The sequence below is a fragment of the Terrabacter sp. 01T434 genome (assembly GCF_056398545.1).
The window spans coordinates 59,688-80,797 of record NZ_JBFTPP010000008.1 but is presented as its reverse complement, the minus strand read 5'-3'; the positions used below and the strand labels follow the sequence as shown (position 1 = coordinate 80,797).

The 21,110-nt window shown below is 71.0% G+C and carries 17 protein-coding genes; 13 read left to right on the top strand and 4 right to left on the bottom strand.

What is annotated here, in order from left to right; genetic code table 11:
* Both AC1DIW_RS16820 and AC1DIW_RS16815 read left to right on the top strand, forming a co-directional pair.
* Window positions 1–2,994 carry an AAA family ATPase gene (locus tag AC1DIW_RS16820; RefSeq protein ID WP_478109612.1) on the top strand — a complete coding sequence of 998 codons (2,994 nt, stop codon included), beginning with the start codon at window positions 1–3 and terminating at the stop codon, window positions 2,992–2,994.
* A 182-nt stretch (window positions 2,995–3,176) separates the two neighbouring features.
* Window positions 3,177–3,557: a DUF1304 domain-containing protein gene (locus AC1DIW_RS16815; protein WP_478109610.1), complete on the top strand. Its 381-nt coding sequence runs from the start codon at window positions 3,177–3,179 to the stop codon at window positions 3,555–3,557.
* Here the strand turns inward: AC1DIW_RS16815 and AC1DIW_RS16810 are convergent.
* Window positions 3,550–4,905, bottom strand: coding sequence for an MFS transporter (locus tag AC1DIW_RS16810; protein ID WP_478109609.1), 1,356 nt, complete (start codon window positions 4,903–4,905; stop codon window positions 3,550–3,552). The genes AC1DIW_RS16815 and AC1DIW_RS16810 overlap by 8 nt on opposite strands.
* Before the next feature lie 7 nt (window positions 4,906–4,912).
* Entirely contained in the window at window positions 4,913–6,637 is a 1,725-nt protein-coding gene (gene paaN / locus AC1DIW_RS16805) for a phenylacetic acid degradation protein PaaN (protein WP_478109607.1), read from the bottom strand.
* A gap of 104 nt (window positions 6,638–6,741) precedes the next feature.
* Here paaN and AC1DIW_RS16800 point away from each other — a divergent pair, with 104 nt between their 5' ends.
* Together AC1DIW_RS16800 and paaI are read left to right on the top strand one after the other, a co-directional pair.
* Window positions 6,742–7,974, top strand: coding sequence for a 3-hydroxyacyl-CoA dehydrogenase NAD-binding domain-containing protein (locus AC1DIW_RS16800; RefSeq protein ID WP_478109605.1), 1,233 nt, complete (start codon window positions 6,742–6,744; stop codon window positions 7,972–7,974).
* Window positions 7,971–8,432, top strand: coding sequence for a hydroxyphenylacetyl-CoA thioesterase PaaI (gene paaI, locus AC1DIW_RS16795; RefSeq protein WP_442279440.1), 462 nt, complete (start codon window positions 7,971–7,973; stop codon window positions 8,430–8,432). Before AC1DIW_RS16800 ends, paaI begins: the two co-directional genes overlap by 4 nt.
* Window positions 8,433–8,813: 381 nt before the next feature.
* Here paaI and AC1DIW_RS16790 read toward each other — a convergent pair whose 3' ends face one another.
* Window positions 8,814–10,391, bottom strand: a complete 1,578-nt coding sequence (locus AC1DIW_RS16790; protein ID WP_478109603.1) for a DEAD/DEAH box helicase — start codon at window positions 10,389–10,391, stop codon at window positions 8,814–8,816.
* A 377-nt stretch (window positions 10,392–10,768) separates the two neighbouring features.
* Between AC1DIW_RS16790 and AC1DIW_RS16785 the strand changes: the two genes are divergently transcribed.
* From AC1DIW_RS16785 to AC1DIW_RS16755, 7 genes are all read left to right on the top strand, one after another.
* Complete coding sequence (locus AC1DIW_RS16785; RefSeq protein ID WP_478109602.1) at window positions 10,769–11,902, top strand: ScyD/ScyE family protein; 1,134 nt, start codon at window positions 10,769–10,771, stop codon at window positions 11,900–11,902.
* A 204-nt stretch (window positions 11,903–12,106) separates the two neighbouring features.
* Window positions 12,107–13,009 (top strand): ABC transporter substrate-binding protein, encoded by a 903-nt coding sequence (locus tag AC1DIW_RS16780; protein WP_442279443.1) that lies wholly within the window; start codon window positions 12,107–12,109, stop codon window positions 13,007–13,009.
* 5 nt (window positions 13,010–13,014) lie between these two features.
* Complete coding sequence (locus AC1DIW_RS16775) at window positions 13,015–13,959, top strand: amino acid ABC transporter permease (RefSeq protein WP_478109600.1); 945 nt, start codon at window positions 13,015–13,017, stop codon at window positions 13,957–13,959.
* Between the two features lie 47 nt (window positions 13,960–14,006).
* Window positions 14,007–14,837, top strand: a complete 831-nt coding sequence (locus AC1DIW_RS16770) for an amino acid ABC transporter ATP-binding protein (RefSeq protein WP_442279461.1) — start codon at window positions 14,007–14,009, stop codon at window positions 14,835–14,837.
* Between the two features lie 103 nt (window positions 14,838–14,940).
* Entirely contained in the window at window positions 14,941–16,260 is a 1,320-nt protein-coding gene (gene paaK, locus AC1DIW_RS16765; protein ID WP_478109599.1) for a phenylacetate--CoA ligase PaaK, read from the top strand.
* A gap of 66 nt (window positions 16,261–16,326) precedes the next feature.
* On the top strand, window positions 16,327–16,761 hold the full coding sequence (locus AC1DIW_RS16760; protein ID WP_478109598.1) for a nitroreductase/quinone reductase family protein: 435 nt from the start codon (window positions 16,327–16,329) through the stop codon (window positions 16,759–16,761).
* Window positions 16,762–16,782: 21 nt separating this feature from the next.
* Entirely contained in the window at window positions 16,783–17,583 is an 801-nt protein-coding gene (locus tag AC1DIW_RS16755) for a DUF402 domain-containing protein (RefSeq protein ID WP_478109596.1), read from the top strand.
* A gap of 425 nt (window positions 17,584–18,008) precedes the next feature.
* Here AC1DIW_RS16755 and AC1DIW_RS16750 read toward each other — a convergent pair whose 3' ends face one another.
* Window positions 18,009–18,377 (bottom strand): GntR family transcriptional regulator, encoded by a 369-nt coding sequence (locus AC1DIW_RS16750; protein WP_442279448.1) that lies wholly within the window; start codon window positions 18,375–18,377, stop codon window positions 18,009–18,011.
* A gap of 158 nt (window positions 18,378–18,535) precedes the next feature.
* Between AC1DIW_RS16750 and AC1DIW_RS16745 the strand changes: the two genes are divergently transcribed.
* Both AC1DIW_RS16745 and cydB read left to right on the top strand, forming a co-directional pair.
* Window positions 18,536–20,014 (top strand): cytochrome ubiquinol oxidase subunit I, encoded by a 1,479-nt coding sequence (locus AC1DIW_RS16745; RefSeq protein WP_478109594.1) that lies wholly within the window; start codon window positions 18,536–18,538, stop codon window positions 20,012–20,014.
* A 16-nt stretch (window positions 20,015–20,030) separates the two neighbouring features.
* The gene (cydB, locus tag AC1DIW_RS16740; protein ID WP_442279450.1) at window positions 20,031–21,080 is read left to right on the top strand and encodes a cytochrome d ubiquinol oxidase subunit II; all 1,050 of its coding nucleotides are present in this window, start codon (window positions 20,031–20,033) and stop codon (window positions 21,078–21,080) included.
* Window positions 21,081–21,110 lie beyond the last annotated feature (30 nt).

Below are 21,110 nucleotides of genomic sequence, written 5' to 3'. Positions count from 1 at the left end.
GTGCAGCTGCACCACCTGTCCATGACGGCCATCGGGCCGTATGCCGGCACCGAGGTCATCGACTTCACGACCGTCGGGCGCGCCGGCCTCTTCCTGCTCGAGGGCCCCACGGGCTCGGGCAAGTCGACGATCATCGACGCCATCACGTTCGCCCTCTACGGCAAGGTGGCCCAGGCGTCGGCCGACGTCGAGCGCATCCACTCGCACCACGCCGACCCGCGCACCGTGCCCGTCGTCGTGCTCGTCTTCGAGACCCAGTCGGGGCTCTTCCGCGTCCAGCGCACGCCGCGCTTCGAGCGACCCAAGTCGCGCGGCCCAGGCACCACCGTGCAGCAGCCGACGATCAAGCTGTGGCGACTGCAGACGCCCGACGACCTCGCGGGCGGCGAGCTGCTCTCGACCAACATCGGCGACTGCGACGACGAGATCACCCGCGCCGTCGGCCTGACCCGCGACCAGTTCGTGCAGACCGTGATCCTGCCGCAGGGCGAGTTCGCGACGTTCCTGCGGGCCCGGTCCGAGGACAAGGGCAAGCTCCTCGAGAAGGTCTTCGGCACGGCCTTCTTCCGCCGGGTCCAGGACGAGATCGTCGAGGCCGGGCGGGCCGCGCAGGCGCGGCGCCAGTCGGCCGTCGACGAGATCCGCCTCGCCGTCCACGCCCTGGCCGTGTCGGCCGGGCTCGAGACCGAGCGCCGGGACGTGCTCGAGGCCCTGAGCCGCACCGCCCCCGAGTCCCTCGACGCCGAGCTGACACAGGTCGTCGACGAGCTGACCACGCGCGAGCGCCACGCGGGCAAGGCCAGCCGCGAGGCGATCGAGACCCACAAGCAGATGGCCGACATGGTCAGCGACGCCCGGCTGCGCATGCAGCGCCGCGAGCGGCTGAGGCAGCTCCAGCAGCAGGAGCACGACCTCGGCAAGCAGGCGGTGGCCTTCCGACGGCTCGGTGAGGAGGTCGCGCGCGCCCGCCAGGCTCGTCCCGTCGCCGGCGCCGTCCGCACCCTGGCCCAGTCCGAGGCGACGCTCAAGCGCGCCGAGGTGGCCCTGACGCAGGCCCGGGAACGGGTCCAGCCCGCCCTGCGCGACCGCGGTCCGGCCGCCCTGCGCGAGGCCGCGGCCCAGGCCCGTGAAGTCGTCGGCTCCCTCACCGGCGCCATCACCGTCGAAGGGGCGTTGCCCGGCCGCGTCAGGGAGCTGGCGCTGCTGCGCGAGCGGCTCGACGGCATACGCCGGTCGGTGGCATCCGTGTCGACCGAGCTCGAGGCGTTGCCCGCAACGATCGCGATGCACGACGCGGCCCTGACCGAGGCGCGCCGCCTCGCAGCGCTCCTCGACGGACGGGCGGCCGAGGGCGAGCGCGCCCGGGACCGGCTCGAGGCAGCTGTGGCCCACGAGGCCGCGGCATCCCGGGTGCCCCGCGCCGAGTCTGCAGCGGCTGCGGCGCTGTCGACGGTGGCGGCGGCGGAGACGTCGCTCGCCGGGTTGCGCCGGGCTCGCATCGACGGCATCGCCGGCGAGCTGGGTCTCTCTCTCGTCGAGGGCGACCCGTGCCCGGTCTGCGGCTCCGTCGAGCACCCGTCCCCGGCCCACCCGACGCTCGATGCCGTGACGCCCGAGCAGATCGACGCGGAGGAGTCCAGGGTCGGGCAGCTCCGGGAGCAGGCCACGCGGGCGGTCGAGGCGCTCGGCACCCTGCGGTCCGAGGTGCGTGAGCTCGCGGCGCGCTGCGACGGACTCGACGTCGCGACGGCCCGGGCGCGAGCCGAGTCCGCTGCTCACGAGCTCGCCGCGTCGGTGCAGGCTCGCTCCGACGTCGAGGCGGGGGCGGCCCGCGTGGCCGACCTGCGCCGACGCGTCGACGAGCTGTCGGCGCAGAAGAGCAACCTCGGGGCCGACGCCGCCCGCACCGAGCAGTCCGCGGCCGACCTCGAGGCGCGCGTCACCGAGGAGACGTCTCTCGTCGAGCAGGCCCGCGACGGCCACCCCAGCGTCACGGCCCGGCGTGACGACCTCGTCGCCGCTGCCGCCCGAGTGGACGCCCTCGTCGACGCCCTCGCCCAGCGCGACGTGGCGGCTGCGTCCGTCGCCGAGGACACCGCGGCGCGCGACGCCGACCTCGCCCAGTTCGGCTTCGCCGACGTCGCCGAGTGGATGGCGGCCGACCGTGGGGCGGAGTGGATCAACGCCAAAACGCGTGAGATCGCCGAGTTCGAGCGTGCCTGCACCCAGGTCAGGGCGGGGCTCACCGGTCCCGAGCTCGCCGACGTCCAGCTCGACGCCCTCTTCGACGACATCGAGCAGCTCGAGGCGCTCGCCGCCGCCGCCAAGAAGGAGCTGGAGGCCGCGACCAACGCGCACGGCAGCCTGCGCGACCAGGTCAGCCGCACCAAGCGACGCGTCACCGACGTGCGCGAGGCCATGGCGCGCAACGCAGCCGTCATCACTGAAACGGCTGACGCCGTCCGGGTCGGCCAGCTCGTCGCAGGCAACGGCGACAACCAGCTCAACCTCGACCTGGCCAAGTACGTCCTCATCCGCCGCTTCACCGAGGTGCTCTCTGCCGCCAACACCGAGCTGGGGCGCTTCTCCGGAGGCCGCTACACGCTCGAGCACACCGACGCGAAGAAGGGCAACGCCAAGTCGGGCCTCGGCGTGCGTGTGCACGACATGCACACCAACCAGGTCCGCGAGGTCGGCACGCTGTCCGGCGGCGAGACCTTCTACGTCTCGCTGTCGCTCGCGCTCGCGCTCGCCGAGGTGGTCCGGGCCGAGTCCGGCGGGGTCGACCTCGGCACGCTCTTCGTCGACGAGGGCTTCGGGACGCTCGACCCCGACGTGCTCGACGACGTCATGCACACGCTCGAGGGGCTGCGCGAGGGCGGCCGCACCGTCGGCATCGTCAGCCACGTGACGGAGCTGAAGGCGCGCGTGGCCGACCGCATCGAGGTGCTCGTCCGACCCGACCGCACCAGCACCTTGCGCATCACCGCCTGACCGCCCAACCGCCCAACCGCCCAACCGCCCAACCGCCCAACCGCCCAACCGCCCAACCGCCCAACCGCCCAACCGCGACGCGAACAGCGCACCGGACCAGGGCGGTCCTCCACCCCAATCGAAAGAGCGATCCGTCCGCTCGGCACACGGCGCCGGAGGGCGCACCGCCCTACGCTCCGGGCATGAGGATCGCCGCGAGCGTGTTCGTCGGGCTGGCCGCGCTGCTGCACGCCTACATCTTCTGGATGGAGAGCTTCGCCTGGACCCGGCCGACCGTCTGGAGGCGCTTCGGCGTCGCCGACCAGGCCGCGGCCGAGCTGACCCGGCCCATGGCCTACAACCAGGGCTTCTACAACCTCTTCCTCGGGCTCGGCGCCGCCCTCGGGCTCGTGCTGTGGTGGTCCGGGCACGACACGGCCGGCCGCACCCTCGTGCTGTTCTGCACCGGCTCGATGGCCCTCGCCGCGACCGTCCTCGTGACGACGGGGCTGACCTACCTGCGGGCCGCGTTGACCCAGGGCACGCTGCCGCTCATCGGCTTCGCACTGACGCTGCTCAGCTGACCTCGGCAGCGGCCTGGGTCACGCGCGCCGCACCGACCACGAGGATGACGACGCCGATGACGGCCGACCCGCTGGCGAGGGCGGAGTAGCCGAGCGAGCCCACCACGACTCCAGCCGCCACACCCCCCGCGGCGCCCGCCAGCCCCATGAGCACGTCGGCAAGACCCTGGGTCGCCGGACGCTCGTCGGTCGTGACGACGGAGGTGAGCAGGGTCGAGCCCGACACGAGCGTGCACGACCAGCCGACCCCGAGCAGGAAGAGCGCGACGAGCAGCAGCCCGGACCAGCCCGCCTGTGATCGGGAGGCGAGCAGTGCGGCGAGGGTCAGGATCACGCCGCCCGTCATGGCGACGGACGCAGGACCCCAGCGGTCCACCGCGGCGCCGACGAGGGGCGACAGCGCGAACATTCCGAGGATGTGCATCGAGATGACGAAGCCGATGACCTCGAGGTCGGCGTGCCCGTGCTGCATGTGGATCGGCGTCATGACCATCACGCTGACCATCACGAGGTGGCCCAGCGCCATGACGAGCATCGCCTGGAGGGCCCGCGGGTTGCCGCGCACCACAGCCAGGCCGCGACGCATCGACCCGTCGTGGTTGGGCGCCTCCGCCGGGCCCGCGGCGGCCGAGACGACGACGTCGACCTGCTGAGCGCCGCCGTCGGCGGTCGGGTCCGGCGCCTGCGCTCGTCGGAGCTCGGCCCGCGCCTCGGCGTCGAGCGCGCGGGCGGTGAGCAGCGGGTCGGGTCGCAGCAGTCGGTCGACGACGAGCCACGCGAGCACGAAGCCGACGAGCGAGAAGAGGAACGTGCCGGCCAGCTCCGGCAGGCCCAGGCGCTGCGCGAGCGCCTTGCCCGGTCCGACGAGGTTCGGACCGGCGACGGAGCCGATGGTCGTGGCCCAGACGACGATGGACAGGTCACGGCCCCGGCGCAGGGGCGCGGCGAGGTCGGCTGCGGCATACCTCGCCTGGTTGTTGGCAGTGGTGCCGCCGCCGAAGAGGAACATGCCGACGGCGAAGAGCGGGAACGAGCGCAGCACCGCCGCGACGAGGACGAGCGCCGCACCCACGAACGCCACGGCCAGGCCCCAGCGCAGGCCGACGCGACGCCCCCGGGCGGCCGTCGCCCGCGCGACGGGGATCGTCAGCAGGGCAGTGCCGAGGACCTGCGCGGTCGTGCCGACACCCGCGAGGGCCTCGGTGCCGCTGAGGTCCTCGGCAAGCAGTGCTCCGACGGCGATGCCGCAGGCCATCCCGACCCCGCTGAGGATCTGCGACCCCACGAGGGTCCGAACGACCTTGCGCTGCACGGTCGTCCGGTCGAGCTGGGCAGGAGCAGAGACCACCCCGGCCTCAGACGTGTCGGCGCGACGTGATGACGCGGAAGCGGTTCGCGACGAAGGCGGCGTCGGTGTAGGCGGCGTTCGCGGCCGGGTTGGCGCCGGTGCCGTGAAGGTCGGAGAAGGCTGCCGTCTGGTTGACGAAGATCTGGCCGGTGAGGTTCTCGGACAAGGCGACTCCTCCCTCGGCGGCGGCGTCCCGCGCGGCGTCGAGGACCGCGTCGCTCGTGGAGTAGACGGCAGCCGTCATGGCTCCGTGCTCGCCCACGGTGTCAGCGAGCTGCGCGAGCGACTGCTCCGTCGACGCCGTGCGGATGAGGAAGCCGACCGGCCCGAAGCACTCCTGCGTGTAGATGTCCTCGCGCGCTACGTCCACGGCGACGAGACCCGGGGCGCGGACGACGGCGTCGGCCCACCCCGGGTGGGTGATGCGACGAGAGTCGAGCACGACGCGACCACCCGCATCCTCGGCGATCGACGCAAGCGACTCCGCGTTGTCACGGACCTGGTCGTTGACCGTGGCCCCGAGCAGCTCGACGGCCTTGGCGTCGTCGCCGGTGAGCGGGCCGACGGCCCCGGCCAGCCGCTCGCCGAACTCGTCGAAGGACAGGTGGCCCTCGTCGGTGTCGATCCCACTCTCGGGGACGTAGAGGTTCTGCGGCGCCGTGCACATCTGGCCGGAGTAGAGGGTGAGGCTGAAGGCGAGGTTGCCGAGCATGCCTTTGAGGTTGTCGGTCGAGTCGACGACGATCGAGTTGAGGCCGGCCTTCTCGGTGTAGACGAGCTTGCCGTGGGCTGCCGCCGACTGCTCGAGCCAGGCGCCGAAGGTCGGGCCGCCGGTGTAGTCGATGATCGCCACCTCGTCGCGCTCGGCGAGGGTCTTGGCGAGGCCCTTCCCGTCGGCCTCGGCGGCGAGCTGCACGAGGGCCGGGTCGAAACCGGCCTCCTCGAGCACCGTCCGCGCGACCTCGACCGAGATCGCGAGCGGCAGCACGGCACGCGGGTGTGGCTTGACGACGACGGCGTTGCCGGTGACGAGCGAGGCGAAGATGCCGGGGTAGGCGTTCCACGTCGGGAACGTGTTGCAGCCGATGACGAGCGCGATCCCGCGCGGGACGATCCGGTAGTCCTTCTGCATCCGGGTCGGCGCGGGGTTGCCCTCCCGGTCACGGCCAGGCTTCTCCCAGAGCACCGACGCGGGCACGCGCTCCTGCTCGGCGAGGCCGGCCGCGACCGCCTCGATCGCGCGGTCCTGCGCGTGCGGGCCACCGGCCTGGAACGACATGACGAACGGCTGACCGGACGTGTGCATGACGGCGTTGGCGATCTCGAAGCTGCGCTTGTTGATCCGGTCGACGATCTCGACGCACACCGCGGCGCGTACCTGCGGGCCGGCGTCCCGCCAGGCCGGCATCGCCGCCCGCGCGGCCGCGAGGCCGGCGTCGAGATCGAGCGCCGGGTAGGTGACCCCGAGCGTCGGTCCGTAGGGCGAGACCTCGCTGCCCACGAAGGTGCCGTCGGTCGGCTGACTCGAGAGGGCGGCATACGCCGTGTTCAGGTGCGCCTCGTGCGCGGCCAGCCCCTCGGCGGCGGCCGCCTCGCCGTAGACGCGGGGGCTCGGCGACTCGGGGTAGCGGGAGTACCAGCTGCGGCTCGCCAGGGCCTGACGGATCTCGTCGAGGACTCCCGCGTGCGCGTCGAGCAGGGGGTGGGTGGGCGTCGTTGCCGGTGCAGTCACGGGTCGATGCTAGCCCCGGCGGACACCGCGGTCGTATGCCGTCGGCCGCCGTCTGGCGACCGCCCGCCGCGCACGCGGGCGGGCGACCCGGCAGGATGGCGGGCATGGACACGGACCTCACCGAGCCCGACCGACCACGCCCCGACGCGGCTGACGAGGGGTCGGCCTTCGGCCCCGTCGGCGTGGTCGGAGCCGGCGCCATGGGGGCCGGCATCGCGCAGGTCGCCGCGACCGCCGGTCACGCCGTCGTGCTCGTCGACGCGCTACCCGGCGCTGCTGCAGGTGCCATCGAGAGGATCGGCGCTGCCGTGTCGCGCCTCGTCGAGAAGGGCCGACTGCCGGCCGACGAGGCGAACGCGGTGCTGGCGCGGATCACCCCCGCGGAGTCCCTCCACGATCTGCCCAACTGCGGGCTCGTCATCGAGGCCGTGCCCGAGGACCTCGACCTCAAGCGCCGCATCTTCGCCGAGCTCGCCGATCGACAGCCGTCGACCACGGTCCTCGCGACGAACACCTCCAGCATCGACATCGACGACATCGCCGCTGACGTGGCCGACCCGGAGCGCGTGCTCGGCCTGCACTTCTTCAACCCGCCGCCCGTCATGAAGCTCGTCGAGGTCGTGCACGGCGAGCGCACCGCCCAGGCCTACGTCGAGCACGCCACCGCGCTCATGACGTCCTGGGGCAAGACGCCGGTCCGATGCAGCTCGACCCCGGGCTTCATCGTCAACCGGGTGGCGCGTCCCTTCTACGGCGAGGCGCAGCGGATCGTCGAGAGCGGTGTCGCCGACGCGGCGACGGTCGACTGGATCCTCCGTGAGCGGGGAGGCTTCCCGATGGGGCCGCTCGAGCTCACCGACTTCATCGGTCAGGACGTCAACCTCGCCGTCGGCACGTCGGTGTGGGAGCAGACGGGTCGCGACGAGCGCTACACGCCGACGACCTTCCAGCAGGACCTCGTGTCGGCTGGGCGTCTCGGTCGCAAGTCGGGCCGGGGCGTCTACACGTATGCCGCCGACGGCTCCGTCGACGGGCCCGAGCCGGACGTCGAGCTCGCCGAGCGGCTCGTCGGCGGACCGGTCGCCACCGACCCGCTCGCCCGTACGCTCGCGATGATCGTCAACGAGGCTGTCGACCTCGTGGCCCGCGGGGAGGCGAGCCCCGACGACGTCGACACGGCCATGCGGCTCGGGACGCGGTACCCGAAGGGCCCCCTCGCGTGGGGACGCGAGATCGGGTTCGACGTCGTCGCCCGTCAGCTCGCCGAGCTCGACGAGGCCTATCCGGGGGGCCGTTACCGGCCCAGCCCGGCCCTGACCGACGGGAGCCTCACATGAGCGAGACGCAGCTGCCCGCGGGTGGCGGGGAGGGTCTGGACGGCACCGACCCGGACGCCGGTGTCGCCTTTGCCCGGCAGATGTGGGCAGACGACGAGGCCTCGCGGCGCCTCGGCATGGAAGCCGCCCTCGTCGAGCAGGACCACGCCGTGGTCCGGATGGCGATCCGCGAGGACATGGTCAACGGCCACGCCATCTGCCACGGCGGCTACATCTTCACCCTTGCCGACTCGTGCTTCGCGCTCGCCTGCAACTCGCGGGGGCGCCTCACGGTGGCTGCCGGGGCCGACATCTCCTTCACCGCACCGGGCCGGCTCGGCGACGTGCTCGTCGCCGAGGGGCACGTGCGCTCGGCCTTCGGACGTAGCGGCATCACCGACGTCACGGTCAAGCGGGAGTCGGACGGTCAGATCATCGCCGAGTTCCGCGGACGCAGCCGCTCCCTCAAGCGCTCCTGACCCCACCCGTCGAAGGCCACGTGTGGCCGGGTGCCGAACGTCGAAAGGCCACGTGTGGCCGGGTGCCGAACGTCGAAAGGCCAAACCCGCGACGGGGTTTGGCCTTCCGACAGTTACGGGGGCGACCACACGTGGCCACTCGACGGTTGCGAGGCGACCACACGTGGCCACTCGACGGTTGCGAGGCGACTACACGTGGCCTCTCGACGGTTGCGAGGCGACCACACGTGGCCACTCGACGGTTGCGAGGCGACTACACGTGGCCTCTCGACGGTTGCGAGGCGACCACACGTGGCCTCTCGACGGTTACGAGGCGACCACACGTGGCCACTCGACGGTTGCGAGGCGACCACACGTGGCCACTCGACGGTTACGAGGGGGTCAGCGGGAGCGGCGGGTGCCGGCGCGGGAGCCGGCGGAGAACGACGCTGCGCTGCCACCGCTGCTCGTCGAGTAGACGGTCGACGAGCCGCCGCGACGGCCGGAACCACCGGCGCCACCAGCGCTGCCGGCACCGCCGGAGCGACGACCACCCTGGCCACCACCCTGACCACCACGGCCACCGCCGGCGCCACGACCGGCACCGGCTGCGCGGCCCGAGCCTTCGTCGCCGCGGCCTCGACCGCGACCACCCTCGCCGGCCGGACGCGCGGCTCCGGCACCACGGCCACCGGCGGACGCCCCGCCGTTGCCGCCGCGGCCGCGACCGCGCCCACGACCGGCGCCGCCACGGGCTGAGCCGTCACCCGAGCCCGACGGAGTGACCTCGCGGACGAGGCCACCGGCATACGACCGGTCGCCGGGGGCGAGCTCGGTGAGGAGCGGGTGTCCGAGCTGGACGCGCGTCGTCGTCGGCTTGATGCCGGCCTTGCGCGTCAGGTCACGCACGTCGCGCACCTGGTCGTCGAGCATCATCGTGACGACGGTGCCGTCGTTGCCCGCGCGGGCCGTGCGGCCCGAGCGGTGGAGGTATGCCTTGTGCTCGACGGGCGGGTCGGCGTGGATCACGAGCGCGACGTCGTCGACGTGGATGCCGCGGGCGGCGATGTCGGTCGCGACGAGCGTCTGGGCGCGGCCGGAGTGGAAGTCGTCCATGTTGCGCGTGCGGGCGCCCTGGCTGAGGTTGCCGTGCAGCTCGACGGCCGGAACTCCCGAGGCGTTGAGCTGCTTGGCGAGCTTCTTGGCCCGGTGCTTGGTGCGCGTGAAGACGACGGTGCGCCCCGGTGCGGCGGTGAGGTCCAGCAGCACGGGAAGGTGCGCGTCGGCACCGACGTGAAGCACGTGGTGGCTCATCGTGGACACCGGCGACTGGGCCGAATCGGCCTCGTGCGTCACGGGATTGGTGAGGAAGCGCTTGACGAGGACGTTGATCGCACCGTCGAGCGTCGCCGAGAAGAGCAGGCGCTGGCTCTTCGGCGGCGTCTTCTCCATGATCCGGCGGACGCCGGGGAGGAAGCCGAGGTCGGCCATGTGGTCGGCCTCGTCGAGGATCGTGATCTCGACGCCGTCGAGGAAGACGTGACCCTGCTGCATGAGGTCCTCGAGGCGGCCCGGGCAGGCGACGATGACGTCGACGCCGTTCCGGAGCCCCTGGACCTGCGGGTTCTGGCCGACGCCGCCGAAGATCGTCTGCGACGTGAGGCCGAGCGCCTTGGCGAGCGGCGCCATGGCCGTGTCGATCTGGGTGACGAGCTCACGCGTCGGCGCGAGGATCAGGGCGCGGGGACGCCGGGCCTGGCGGCGCTGGCCCGACTGGGACAGGCGCGTCAGCAGCGGCAGCAGGAACGCGTACGTCTTGCCGGAGCCGGTGCGACCGCGGCCGAGCACGTCGCGGCCGGCGAGCGAGTCAGGCAACGTCGCCGCCTGGATCGGGGTCGGGACGGTGATGCCGAGGTCGTCGAGGACCGTGACGAGGTGGACGGGGACGCCGAGGACGGCGAAGTTCGTGTCAGTGGACACAGGTGGGTACTCCAAAGAATGTGGAAGCGGTCGTTCTGCCCGGCGCGACGGCCTCGGCTGTGAGGTGTCGCGGCGCAAGAGCGAATCGACGGGGCCGGCGACACTCCGCCTGGCCAAGAAGAAGCGACCCGAGGCAGAACTGGGCGGGCCGCTGGTGACAAGTCTACCCGAGGGCGACCCGTGCTGCTCACGGACCCCGTTCCCCACGAGCGCGCGAATCTTTCCTGTCTTTCGGACATACCTCACGAACGGCGGAGGGGAAACGAAAAAAGTGTGACGGCCGCCACAACGCTTCCCTACCGTCGAAGATGCGGCGTCGCCGAACGCCGCGAGAGCTCGCCGATCTACTGCTCTCAAGGACAACGAGGGGCAACCACATGTCAAGCAAGATCCGTGCCATCACTGCTGTCGTCGCCGCGTGCACGACAGCCACCGCGTTCAGCGCCCTCACGGCGTCGAGCGCCTCCGCCCACGGCTCCGGGGACGGTCCGGCGCACTCGCCGAAGGTCCTGAACAGCCGTGTCATCGCGCCGTTCGGGATGTCGATCTCGGGCCAGGACGTCTGGTACACCGACGGATTCGTCGGCACCGTCAACAAGATCTCGAAGGGGGCCGACACGGTCGTCACGACGGGGCCGCAGCCCGAGGTCGCCGGCATCGACGTGATCCAGGGGGGCGCGACCTACGCCTTCACGTCGTCCAACGACGACCACTCCTCCACCTCGCTGACGATCCGCAGCAAGGGCCGGCCGGACGTCGTCGCCGACCTCAGCGGCTACGAGAAGACGGTGAACCCCGACAAGCACGCCACCTACGGCATCGTCTCCGGGGGCAAGAGCTGCGCACCCGGGGAGCTCGATGCCTTCTTCATGAAGGCCTTCCAGATCCCGGCGACCTACAAGGGCCAGGTCGACTCCCACCCGTATGCCGTCGCCTACATCGGGGACGGGGCGTGGGCCGTGGCCGACGCCGGGGGCAACGACATCCTCCGCGTCGACCGTCGCGGTCACGTGTCGACGATCGCCGTCCTGCCGCCTCAGCCCGTCACCATGACGGCCGCGCAGGTCGCCGCCATGGGGGCGCCCTCCTGCCTGGCCGGAGCGAAGTACAACTTCGAGCCCGTCCCCACCGACGTCGAGCGCGGCGCGGACGGGAAGCTCTGGGTCTCGACGCTGCCCGGCGGTCCGGAGGACCCGAGTCTCGGAGCCCGCGGATCCGTCTACTCCGTCAACCCGTGGAAGCACTCGACCCAGCGCATGGCCACCGGCTTCCTCGGCGCGACCGACCTCGCCCTGGGCCAGGACGGCGCCGTCTACGTCGCCGAGCTCTTCGGCGGCAAGGTGACGAGGCTGAAGCACGGGCGGACCTCCACCGTCGTCACGACCGACCGACCGCTCTCGATCGAGGTCCAGGGGGAGTCGCTCTACGTCGGCACCCTCGCGGACGTCACGTTCGGCCCGGCCGGCCCCGTGGTCAACGCTCCCGGCAGCATCACCCGCTACCGCCTCTGACGAGACCACCGCTCACGATGCGGGGGTGGGTGTCGCCACGCACCCCCGCATCGCCCCCCTGACTCGACCAACATCGCGATCCGCATACGATCACGCACAACCCGGTGCCGGTCCGGGCCATGAGTGGCAGGATCGGCCGCACCGAAGGCGCATCGAGGCGCCCGCGGTCAGCCCGTTCGCCAGTGCTCGGAAGGACCCCTTCTCATGCGTCGCATGTCCCTCATCGCCGTCTCCGGCTTCGTCGCCGCCGGCCTCACTCTCTCCGCCTGCGGCTCGAACTCGCTGTCCACCTCGCCCGGCGCGGGCAGCACGCCTGCAGGGACGGCCGCGGGCGGCGGCGTCGACCAGGCCCTTGCGGCCAAGGTCCCCGCCAAGCTCAAGTCGGCCGGCAAGATCGTCGTCGGCACCGACCCGACCTACGCCCCCAACGAGATGCTCGCCACGGACGGCAAGACGGTCGAGGGGTGGGACGTCTCCCTCTTCGACGCGGTGGCCGCAAAGCTCGGCCTCAAGACCGAGTACGTCCCGGCCGGCTTCGGCACGATCATCCTCGGCGTGACAGGCGGCAAGTACGACATCGGCGTCTCGAGCTTCACCATCAACCCGGACCGCAAGAAGGAGGTCAACATGGTGAGCTACTACAGCGCCGGCACGCAGTGGATCGTCGCCAAGGGCAACCCCGAGAAGGTCAGCATCGACGACGCCTGCGGCAAGAGCATCGGCGCGCAGAAGGGCACCGTGCAGGCCGAGGACCTTGCCGCGCGCAGCAAGAAGTGCACCGACGCCGGCAAGCCCGGCATCACGCAGGTCATCCAGACCGGCCAGGACCAGGTCACCGCCGACGTCGCCAGCGGCAAGACGGCCGCCATGCTCGCCGACTCGCCGGTCGGGCTGTATGCCGTGAAGCAGACCGGCACGCTGGAGGCGCTCGGCAAGATCTACGACTCGGCTCCCTACGGCTACGTCGTGCCCAAGGACCAGACCGACTTCGCCAACCTGCTCGTCGACGCCCTCAAGGCCGCCAAGGCCGACGGCAGCTACGAGGCGGCCCTGAAGAAGTACGCCGTCGAGGCCGGCGGGATCGACAACTTCGCCGTCAACCCCTGAGCGCCATGACCGACGCGACGTCAGAGCGCCCCGGCGTCATCCACGCCCGGCCGGTGCGCCACCCGGGCCGGTGGGTCGCCCTTGCCGTGATCATCCTGCTCATCGGGATGATGATCAGCTCGTTCGTGACCAACCCGCGCTGGGACTTCTCCAAGGCGCTCGAGATCATGCAGCAGACCCCGGTGATCGAGGGGCTCTGGAAGGGCACCATCATCGGCACCGTCGGCTCGATGGCGATCGGCATCGTCGGCGGCGTCATCATCGCCGTGCTCCGCCTGTCGCAGAACCCGGTGCTGCGCGGCGTCTCGTTCGTCTACACGTGGTTCTTCCGCGGGATCCCGCGCCTGGTCCTGCTCGCGATGATCGGCAGCGGCGTCGGCTTCCTCTACAACAAGGTCGATTTCGGCGTCCCGTTCGGCCAGCAGCTCGCCTCGTTCATGGGGCTGTCGAGCGACTTCACGTTCTTCACCCTCAACGTCAACCAGTTCTCGAGCACGCTGCTCGCCGGCATCATCGGCCTGGGCCTCTCCGAGGCCGCCTACATGGCCGAGATCGCCCGGGCCGGCATCCTGTCCGTCGACACGGGTCAGGCCGAGGCGGCTGCGGCGCTCGGCATGAGCCGGGGCAAGGCGATGCGTCGGGTCGTGCTTCCCCAGGCGATGCGCGTCATCGTTCCGCCGACCGGCAACGAGACGATCGCCATGGTCAAGGACACCTCGCTGCTCTCGGCGATCCCCGTCATCACCGAGCTCTTCTACCAGACGAGCGCGATCGGCAACCGGACGCTGCTCATCATGCCGGCGTTCGTGGCCGTCACCGCGTGGTACCTCATCGTCGGGTCGGTGCTCATGGTCGGCCAGTACTTCCTGGAGAAGCGCTTCGGCCGCGGCTTCGGCACCGGGGCCCCCAACAAACGCTTCGCGCGGCCGGCCGGGGCGGGAGGCGCCTGATGTCCGACACCACGAACACCCCGATGGACGTCGCGACCAGCAGCACCATGGCCGTCGACCGCTCTCGCACCGAGGGAGAGCAGCCCCTGGTCCGCGCCGTCAACGTCATGAAGAGCTTCCACGGCACCGAGGTGCTCAAGGGGATCGACCTCGACGTCCGTCGCGGCCAGGTGGTCGTCCTCCTCGGTCCCTCCGGCTCGGGCAAGACGACCCTTCTCCGGTGCATCAACCAGCTCGAGGCGATCGACGGTGGCCGCATCTGGGTCGACGGCGACCTCGTCGGCTACCGCGAGAAGGACGGCCACCTGCACCACCTCACCGACAAGCAGGTGGCGGCGCAGCGTCGCGACATCGGCATGGTGTTCCAGCGGTTCAACCTCTTCCCGCACATGACGGCTCTGCAGAACGTCGCCGAGGCGCCGGTGCAGGTCAAGGGCGTCGACAGGAAGCACGCACGCGAGCGTGCCGTCCAGCTGCTCGAGCAGGTGGGCCTCGGCGACAAGCCGGACGCCTACCCGGCGCAGCTCTCGGGCGGCCAGCAGCAGCGGGTGGCGATCGCGCGGGCCCTGGCGATGGACCCGAAGCTGATGCTCTTCGACGAGCCCACCTCGGCCCTCGACCCCGAGCTCGTCGGCGAGGTGCTGCGCGTCATGCGCGACCTCGCCCAGCAGGGCATGACGATGATCGTCGTGACGCACGAGATGGGCTTCGCGCGTGACGTCGCCGACCACGTCGTCTTCATGGACGGCGGTGTCGTCGTCGAGGAGGGCAAGCCGAAGGACGTCATCCGCAACCCGCAGCACGAGCGCACCAAGTCGTTCCTCGCGCGGATGCGCACCGAGGACGAGGAAGAGACGACCGACGCCCAGAAACCCTGAGCCGCAAACACACCCGGTAACAGTCAACCCGTCACGATTGCACCCGTGGCGCGTTGACTGTTACCGGGTGTGTTGCACATGCAGGCGTGGGCAGAATGGGGCCATGACGACGGAGTCACCCTCGAGCCGACCGGCACTCCCCGACCACGAGATCCCCACCCTCGAGGTGGGTGAGCTGCGCGACCTGCAGCTCGAGCGTCTGCGACGGACGGTGCGGACGGCATACGACAACGTCTCGCACTATCGCGATGCCTTTGACGCCAAGGGTTTCCATCCCGATGACCTGCGGTCGCTCGACGACGTGAGTCGTATGCCATTCACGACCAAGGCGGACCTGCGGGCCAACTACCCCTTCGGGATGTTCGCCGTCCCGCGGGAGCAGGTCGTACGCGTGCACGCGAGCTCCGGGACCACGGGACGTCCCACCGTGGTGGGCTACACCAAGGCCGACATCGACACGTGGGCCGACCTCATGGCCCGCTCGATCCGGCTCGCCGGCGGCCGTCCCGGCGACATCGTCCACGTCGCGTACGGCTACGGCCTGTTCACCGGCGGTCTCGGAGCCCACTACGGCGTCGAACGGCTCGGTGCGACCGTCGTGCCGGTCAGCGGCGGCATGACCGAGCGCCAGGTGCAGCTCATCCAGGACTTCAAGCCGCGGGTGATCATGGTGACGCCGAGCTACTTCCTCAGCCTGCTCGACCAGATGGAGCGCGAGGGCATCGACCCGGCCGGCACGAGCCTCGAGGTCGGGATTTTCGGCGCCGAGCCGTGGACCGAGTCGATGCGCCAGGAGATCGAGCGCCGCACCGGCATGGACGCCGTCGACATCTACGGCCTCTCGGAGGTCATGGGCCCCGGCGTCGCGCAGGAGGCCGCGACGACGAAGGACGGGCTGCACCTCTGGGAGGACCACTTCTACCCCGAGGTCATCGACCCGATCACCGAGGAGGTCCTGCCCGACGGAGAGGTGGGCGAGCTCGTCTTCACGTCGCTGACGAAGGAGGCGATGCCGGTGATCCGCTACCGCACCCGGGACCTGACGCGGCTGCTCCCCGGCACGGCCGTCCCGTCGATGCGCCGGATGGAGAAGATCACCGGACGTACCGACGACATGATGATCATCCGCGGCGTCAACGTCTTCCCGACCCAGATCGAGGAGCACGTGCTCGCCGAGCCGCGGCTGTCGCCCTACTTCCAGTGCGTCCTGACCCAGCCCGGCCGGATGGTCGAGCTGACGGTGCTCGTCGAGCCGCTGACGCGCCTGGAAGCGGGCGCCGCCGACGAGATCGCCCGCACCCTCCAGCACGCGATCAAGACGCACATCGGCACGACGTGCCGCGTCGAGGTGCGCGACCCAGGATCGATCGAGCGCTCCATCGGCAAGGCCCGCCGCATCGTCGACCAGCGCGGCACGGGCTGACGCGGACCGTCGCCGAGTGCTTGACTCGGTCCACAGGGGGCTTGCGGACCGAGTGAGGGGATGGGCATGGGCACGATGAGTCGACGACTGTGGCGGGCGGGGAACGCGGGCGCCACCTGGACCTACCGACACACCGGCGGGCGGATCGGCGGCCGGGCCCGTGGCGGCAGCCCCGTCCTGCTGCTCACGGCTCCCGGACGCAGCTCCGGGCAGCTGCACACGGTGCCGGTCGCGTACGTGGAGCGCGACGGCGCCTACTACCTCGCCGCGACGGCGGGCGGGCAGCCGAAGGAGCCGCAGTGGATCCGCAACCTGCGCGCGACTCCCACGGCCACCATCCAGGTGGGCCGCCAGCAGATGCCGGTCTCGGTCGAGGTGCTGGCCGGGGACGCCCGGGAGGCGGCTTGGCACGACTTCGTCACCACCTACCCGAGCTTCGCCCCGTACGAGCAGAAGGCCGGCCGCCGCATCGCCATCGCGAAGGTGACCCCGACCCGTTGAGGCAGCCCGTAGGGTGTCCGGATGCCGGAGGTCCTGCCGATGCCCGATGCCCCGCCGCCGACCGACGGGCCGGTGCTCGCGCCGTATCCCGTGACGGTGCCGGAGGGTGCACGACCGCTCGGCGTCGCGCCCTTCCTCGGGGTCGGTGACGTCGTCATGTGGCGCTATCGGGACCACGGGTGGCGCAGCGGAGGCCCCGAGAACACTTCACCGATGCGTGTCGTCCGCGACGACGAGCGCGGCCTCGTCGCCTGGCTGGCACCGGGCACCGTCCAGCTGACGAAGAGGTATTCCGACGGCTCGGACCTGCGTGACGTGCCGATGGGTGAGCGGTTCCTCCGGGACGCCCAGCGTGTCCAGGCCCTGACACGGTGGCGCGGAGCCGGCATCCTGCGGATCGCGCCGGCCGACGCCCCCTGGTCGGTGTGGCTCTTCTGGGACGTCCCGGAGGAGCACGACCCGGCGGACCCGGCCGCGCACGACAGCTGGGAGTTCGGCGGCTGGTACGTCAACCTCGAGACGGCCCACCAGCGTGCCGGGCACAAGACCTTCACCGGCGACCACGTGCTCGACCTGTGGATCGAGACCGACGGGACGATCAACGTCAAGGACTCCGACGAGCTCGAGGCGGCCGTCGAGCAGGGGCGGGTGACGGCCGGGCAGGCCCGGGCGATCCGGCTCAACGGTGAGCACGGGCGGGCGTCCTTCGCGCGCGGCGACTGGCCGTTCGACGACGAGTGGACGCGGTGGCGGCCGGACCCGGCGTGGACGGCACCCAGCCTGCGTCCCGACGAGCGCTGGGACATCGACCTCGTCGACTGAGCGCGCGTGAGCCTCGCCCGCGTGTGCACCTCTCGTTGTTCTGACAACACGAAGTGCACACGCGGGACTACCTCGGCAGGAACCGCCGGCGAGGGGCGAGGTATCAGCAGGACACCACCCCGCTCTGAGCTGTGGGAGCGATCAGCACCCCCTTCCCGCCGCACAAGGAGCACGTCATGGGCATCCCTCCACACGCAGCCCGCCTCGCCGGCGCCTGGGCCGTGAAGTCTGCGGCTGCCCAGCAGTCCGTCCATGAGTCCGGACCTGTGTCGGATCTGCCAGCTGGTCCCGAGCCGACCCCATCACCGTCACCTCGGCCCCATCGCGACCGATCGCACCGCATCGCCGTCTCGCGCATCCTGCACCCGCTGCACCGGCACGCCTGACGCGGCGACCCGGCATACGACCTCCGCTCGGGTCGGCTGTCAGGCCCCGCGCTGGGCGCGACGGACGATCTCGACGGCTGCGGCATCGCCCACACCCGCCTGGCGGGCCGCCGCCACGAACCGCTCGGCGAGCACCGCGAGCGCCGCCTCGGCAGCGTGCTCCCCCGAGGCGACCACCGTGCCGGCCCGGCCGCGCGTCTCGACGAGCCCAGCGGCCTCGAGCTCCTTGAAGGCGCGGGCGACCGTGTTGGCCGCGAGGCCGAGATCGACGGCGAGCGCCCGAACCGTCGGGAGCCGGTCGCCGGGCACGAGCCGGCCCGAGCGGATCAGCGCCTCGACCTGCGAGCGCACCTGCTCGAAGGGGGCCTCCCGGGAGGCGGGGTCGACGACGACGTCGAGTTCGGTCACCCGGGAAGTAAGGCAGCGGGGCGCGGCCCTGTCAACGCCGACCCGCGCGTGAGCGGCGTCACGCTCCAACGCTGGACACCTGCGGGGTCGGTCCTCGGACCAGCCGCTAGCATCTACTACGTCATGTAGTTTTGGTGCTGACCCCTTGCGGAGCCCTCATGGATGCAACGGACCTGGCCCGGTGGCAGTTCGCCATCACCACCGTGTACCACTTCCTCTTCGTGCCGATCACGATCGGCATGTCCCTCATCGTCGCCGTCTTCCACACCGCCTGGGTGCGCACGCACAACCCGCAGTGGATGAGGCTGGCGAAGTTCTTCGGCAAGCTCTTCCTCATCAACTTCGCGCTCGGGCTCGTGACGGGCATCGTGCAGGAGTTCCAGTTCGGCATGAACTGGAGCGACTACTCGCGCTTCGTCGGCGACATCTTCGGTGCGCCCCTCGCCATCGAGGCGCTGCTCGCCTTCTTCCTCGAGTCGACCTTCCTCGGCCTGTGGATCTTCGGCTGGGGCCGGCTGCCGGAGAAGCTGCACGCGGGGACGATGTGGCTGGTGCACATCGGGACGGTGCTGTCGGCCTACTTCATCCTCGCCGCCAACTCCTTCATGCAGCACCCGGTCGGCTACACGTACAACAAGGCGAGCGGCCGCGCCGAGCTCACCGACTTCTTCGCGGTGCTGACCAACAAGGTCCAGCTCGTCACCTTCCCGCACGTCATCTTCTCGGCGTACATGGCGGGCGCCGGCGTCGTCATGGGCGTCGCGCTGTGGCTGATGCGCCGCGAGGCCAAGCGCGCCGCTGACGATGCGCAGGAGGTTGCCCGCACCGACGCACCGCTGTACCGCCGGGCGACCCGGATGGCCGCGGTCTTCACGCTCGTCGCGGCCGTCGGCGTCGTCATCTCCGGCGACGCGCAGGGCAAGATCATGACCGAGGTCCAGCCGATGAAGATGGCGGCGGCCGAGGCGCTCTACGGCTCCGTGCCCGGGGGTGTCGGAGCGCCCTTCTCGGTGCTGACGGTCGGCTCGCTCGACGGCTCGCACGCCAACGCCATCATCGAGGTCCCCGGCCTGCTCAGCTTCCTCGCGACCGGGGACTTCAAGGGCGCGGTGAAGGGCATCAACGACCTCAAGGCCGCGTACGCCCAGACCTACGGGGCGAGCGGCAACCCTCGCGTCGCCGACACCACCACCGCCTACGTCCCCAACATCCCGACCACCTACTGGTCGTTCCGTCTCATGATCGGGCTGGGCGTCGTGACGGCGCTCATCGCGCTCGCCGTCCTGTGGCTGACCCGCAAGGGGCGCACCCCGACGTCGAGGTGGCTGGCGTATGCCGCCGTGGCCGCTCCGCTCCTGCCCGTCTTCGCCAACAGCTTCGGCTGGATCTTCACCGAGGTCGGCCGCCAGCCCTGGCTCGTCTTCGGCCTCATGACGACCGCCAACGGGGTCTCACCGAACGTCTCGATGGGCGAGGTCATCACCTCGATGGTCGTCTTCACGCTCCTCTACGGGGCGCTGGCCGTCGTCGAGATCAAGCTCTTCCTGCACTACGTCCGCAAGGGGGCCGAGCCCTTCGAGGAGCCGCAGGACCCCGCCGACCGGGACGAGGACGCACCCCTCGTCTTCGCCTACTGAGAAGGGCTGAGCTGCAATGGATCTCGCCACCTTCTGGTTCATCGTCATCGGTGTCCTCTGGACGGGCTACCTCGTCCTCGAGGGCTTCGACTTCGGCGTCGGCATGCTGATGCCCGTGCTCGGCGGCAAGCGCTACGCCTCCGACGCCGTCGACGCCGAGAAGCGCCGCCGCGTCCTGCTCAACACGATCGGCCCGGTGTGGGACGGCAACGAGGTGTGGGTGCTGACCGCCGGCGGTGCGACCTTCGCGGCCTTCCCGCACTGGTACGCAACGCTGTTCAGCGGTTTCTACCTGCCGCTGCTGCTCATCCTCGTCGCCCTCATCGTGCGCAACCTCGGCTTCGAGTACCGCCACAAGCGGCCCGAGGCACGGTGGAAGGCGCGCTGGGACCTGGCGATCTTCTGGGGCTCGCTCGTGCCCGCGCTGCTCTGGGGTGTCGCGCTGACGAACATCGTGCGCGGCGTGCCGATCGACGCGAACAAGGAGTACACCGGCAACCTCTTCACGCTGCTCAACCCGGCCGGCCTGCTCGGCGGACTCGTCTTCGTGGCGCTCTTCCTCACGCACGGCGCGGTCTTCGTGGCGCTCAAGACCGACGGCAAGATCCGTCACGAGGCGCGCCGGATCGCCGAGCGCGTCGGGGTCGTCGCCGCGGCGCTCGCGGTCGTCCTGCTCGTCTGGATCGGCCTCACCGACGGCAAGCTCGCCTCGTGGGTGACCACCGTGGTTGCGGCCGTCGCGCTCCTCGGGGGGCTCGCAGCCAACCGGGCCGGGCGCGAGGGATGGGCGTTCATCGGCACGGCCGTCACCATCGCCATGGCGGTCGCGACGTACTTCCTCGTGCTCTTCCCCAACGTCATGCCGAGCTCGACGAACCCGGCCTGGAACCTGACGATCCACAACGCGTCGAGCACCGACTACACGCTCAAGGTCATGACGATCGTCGCGCTGATCTTCACGCCGATCGTCCTGATCTACCAGAGCTGGACGTACTGGGTCTTCCGGAAGCGCTTGACGGTCAAGCACATTCCTGAGGACGCGCCCCTCGAGAAGGTCCCGCACTGACTCGCGACACCCCATCACCCGACACTCGAG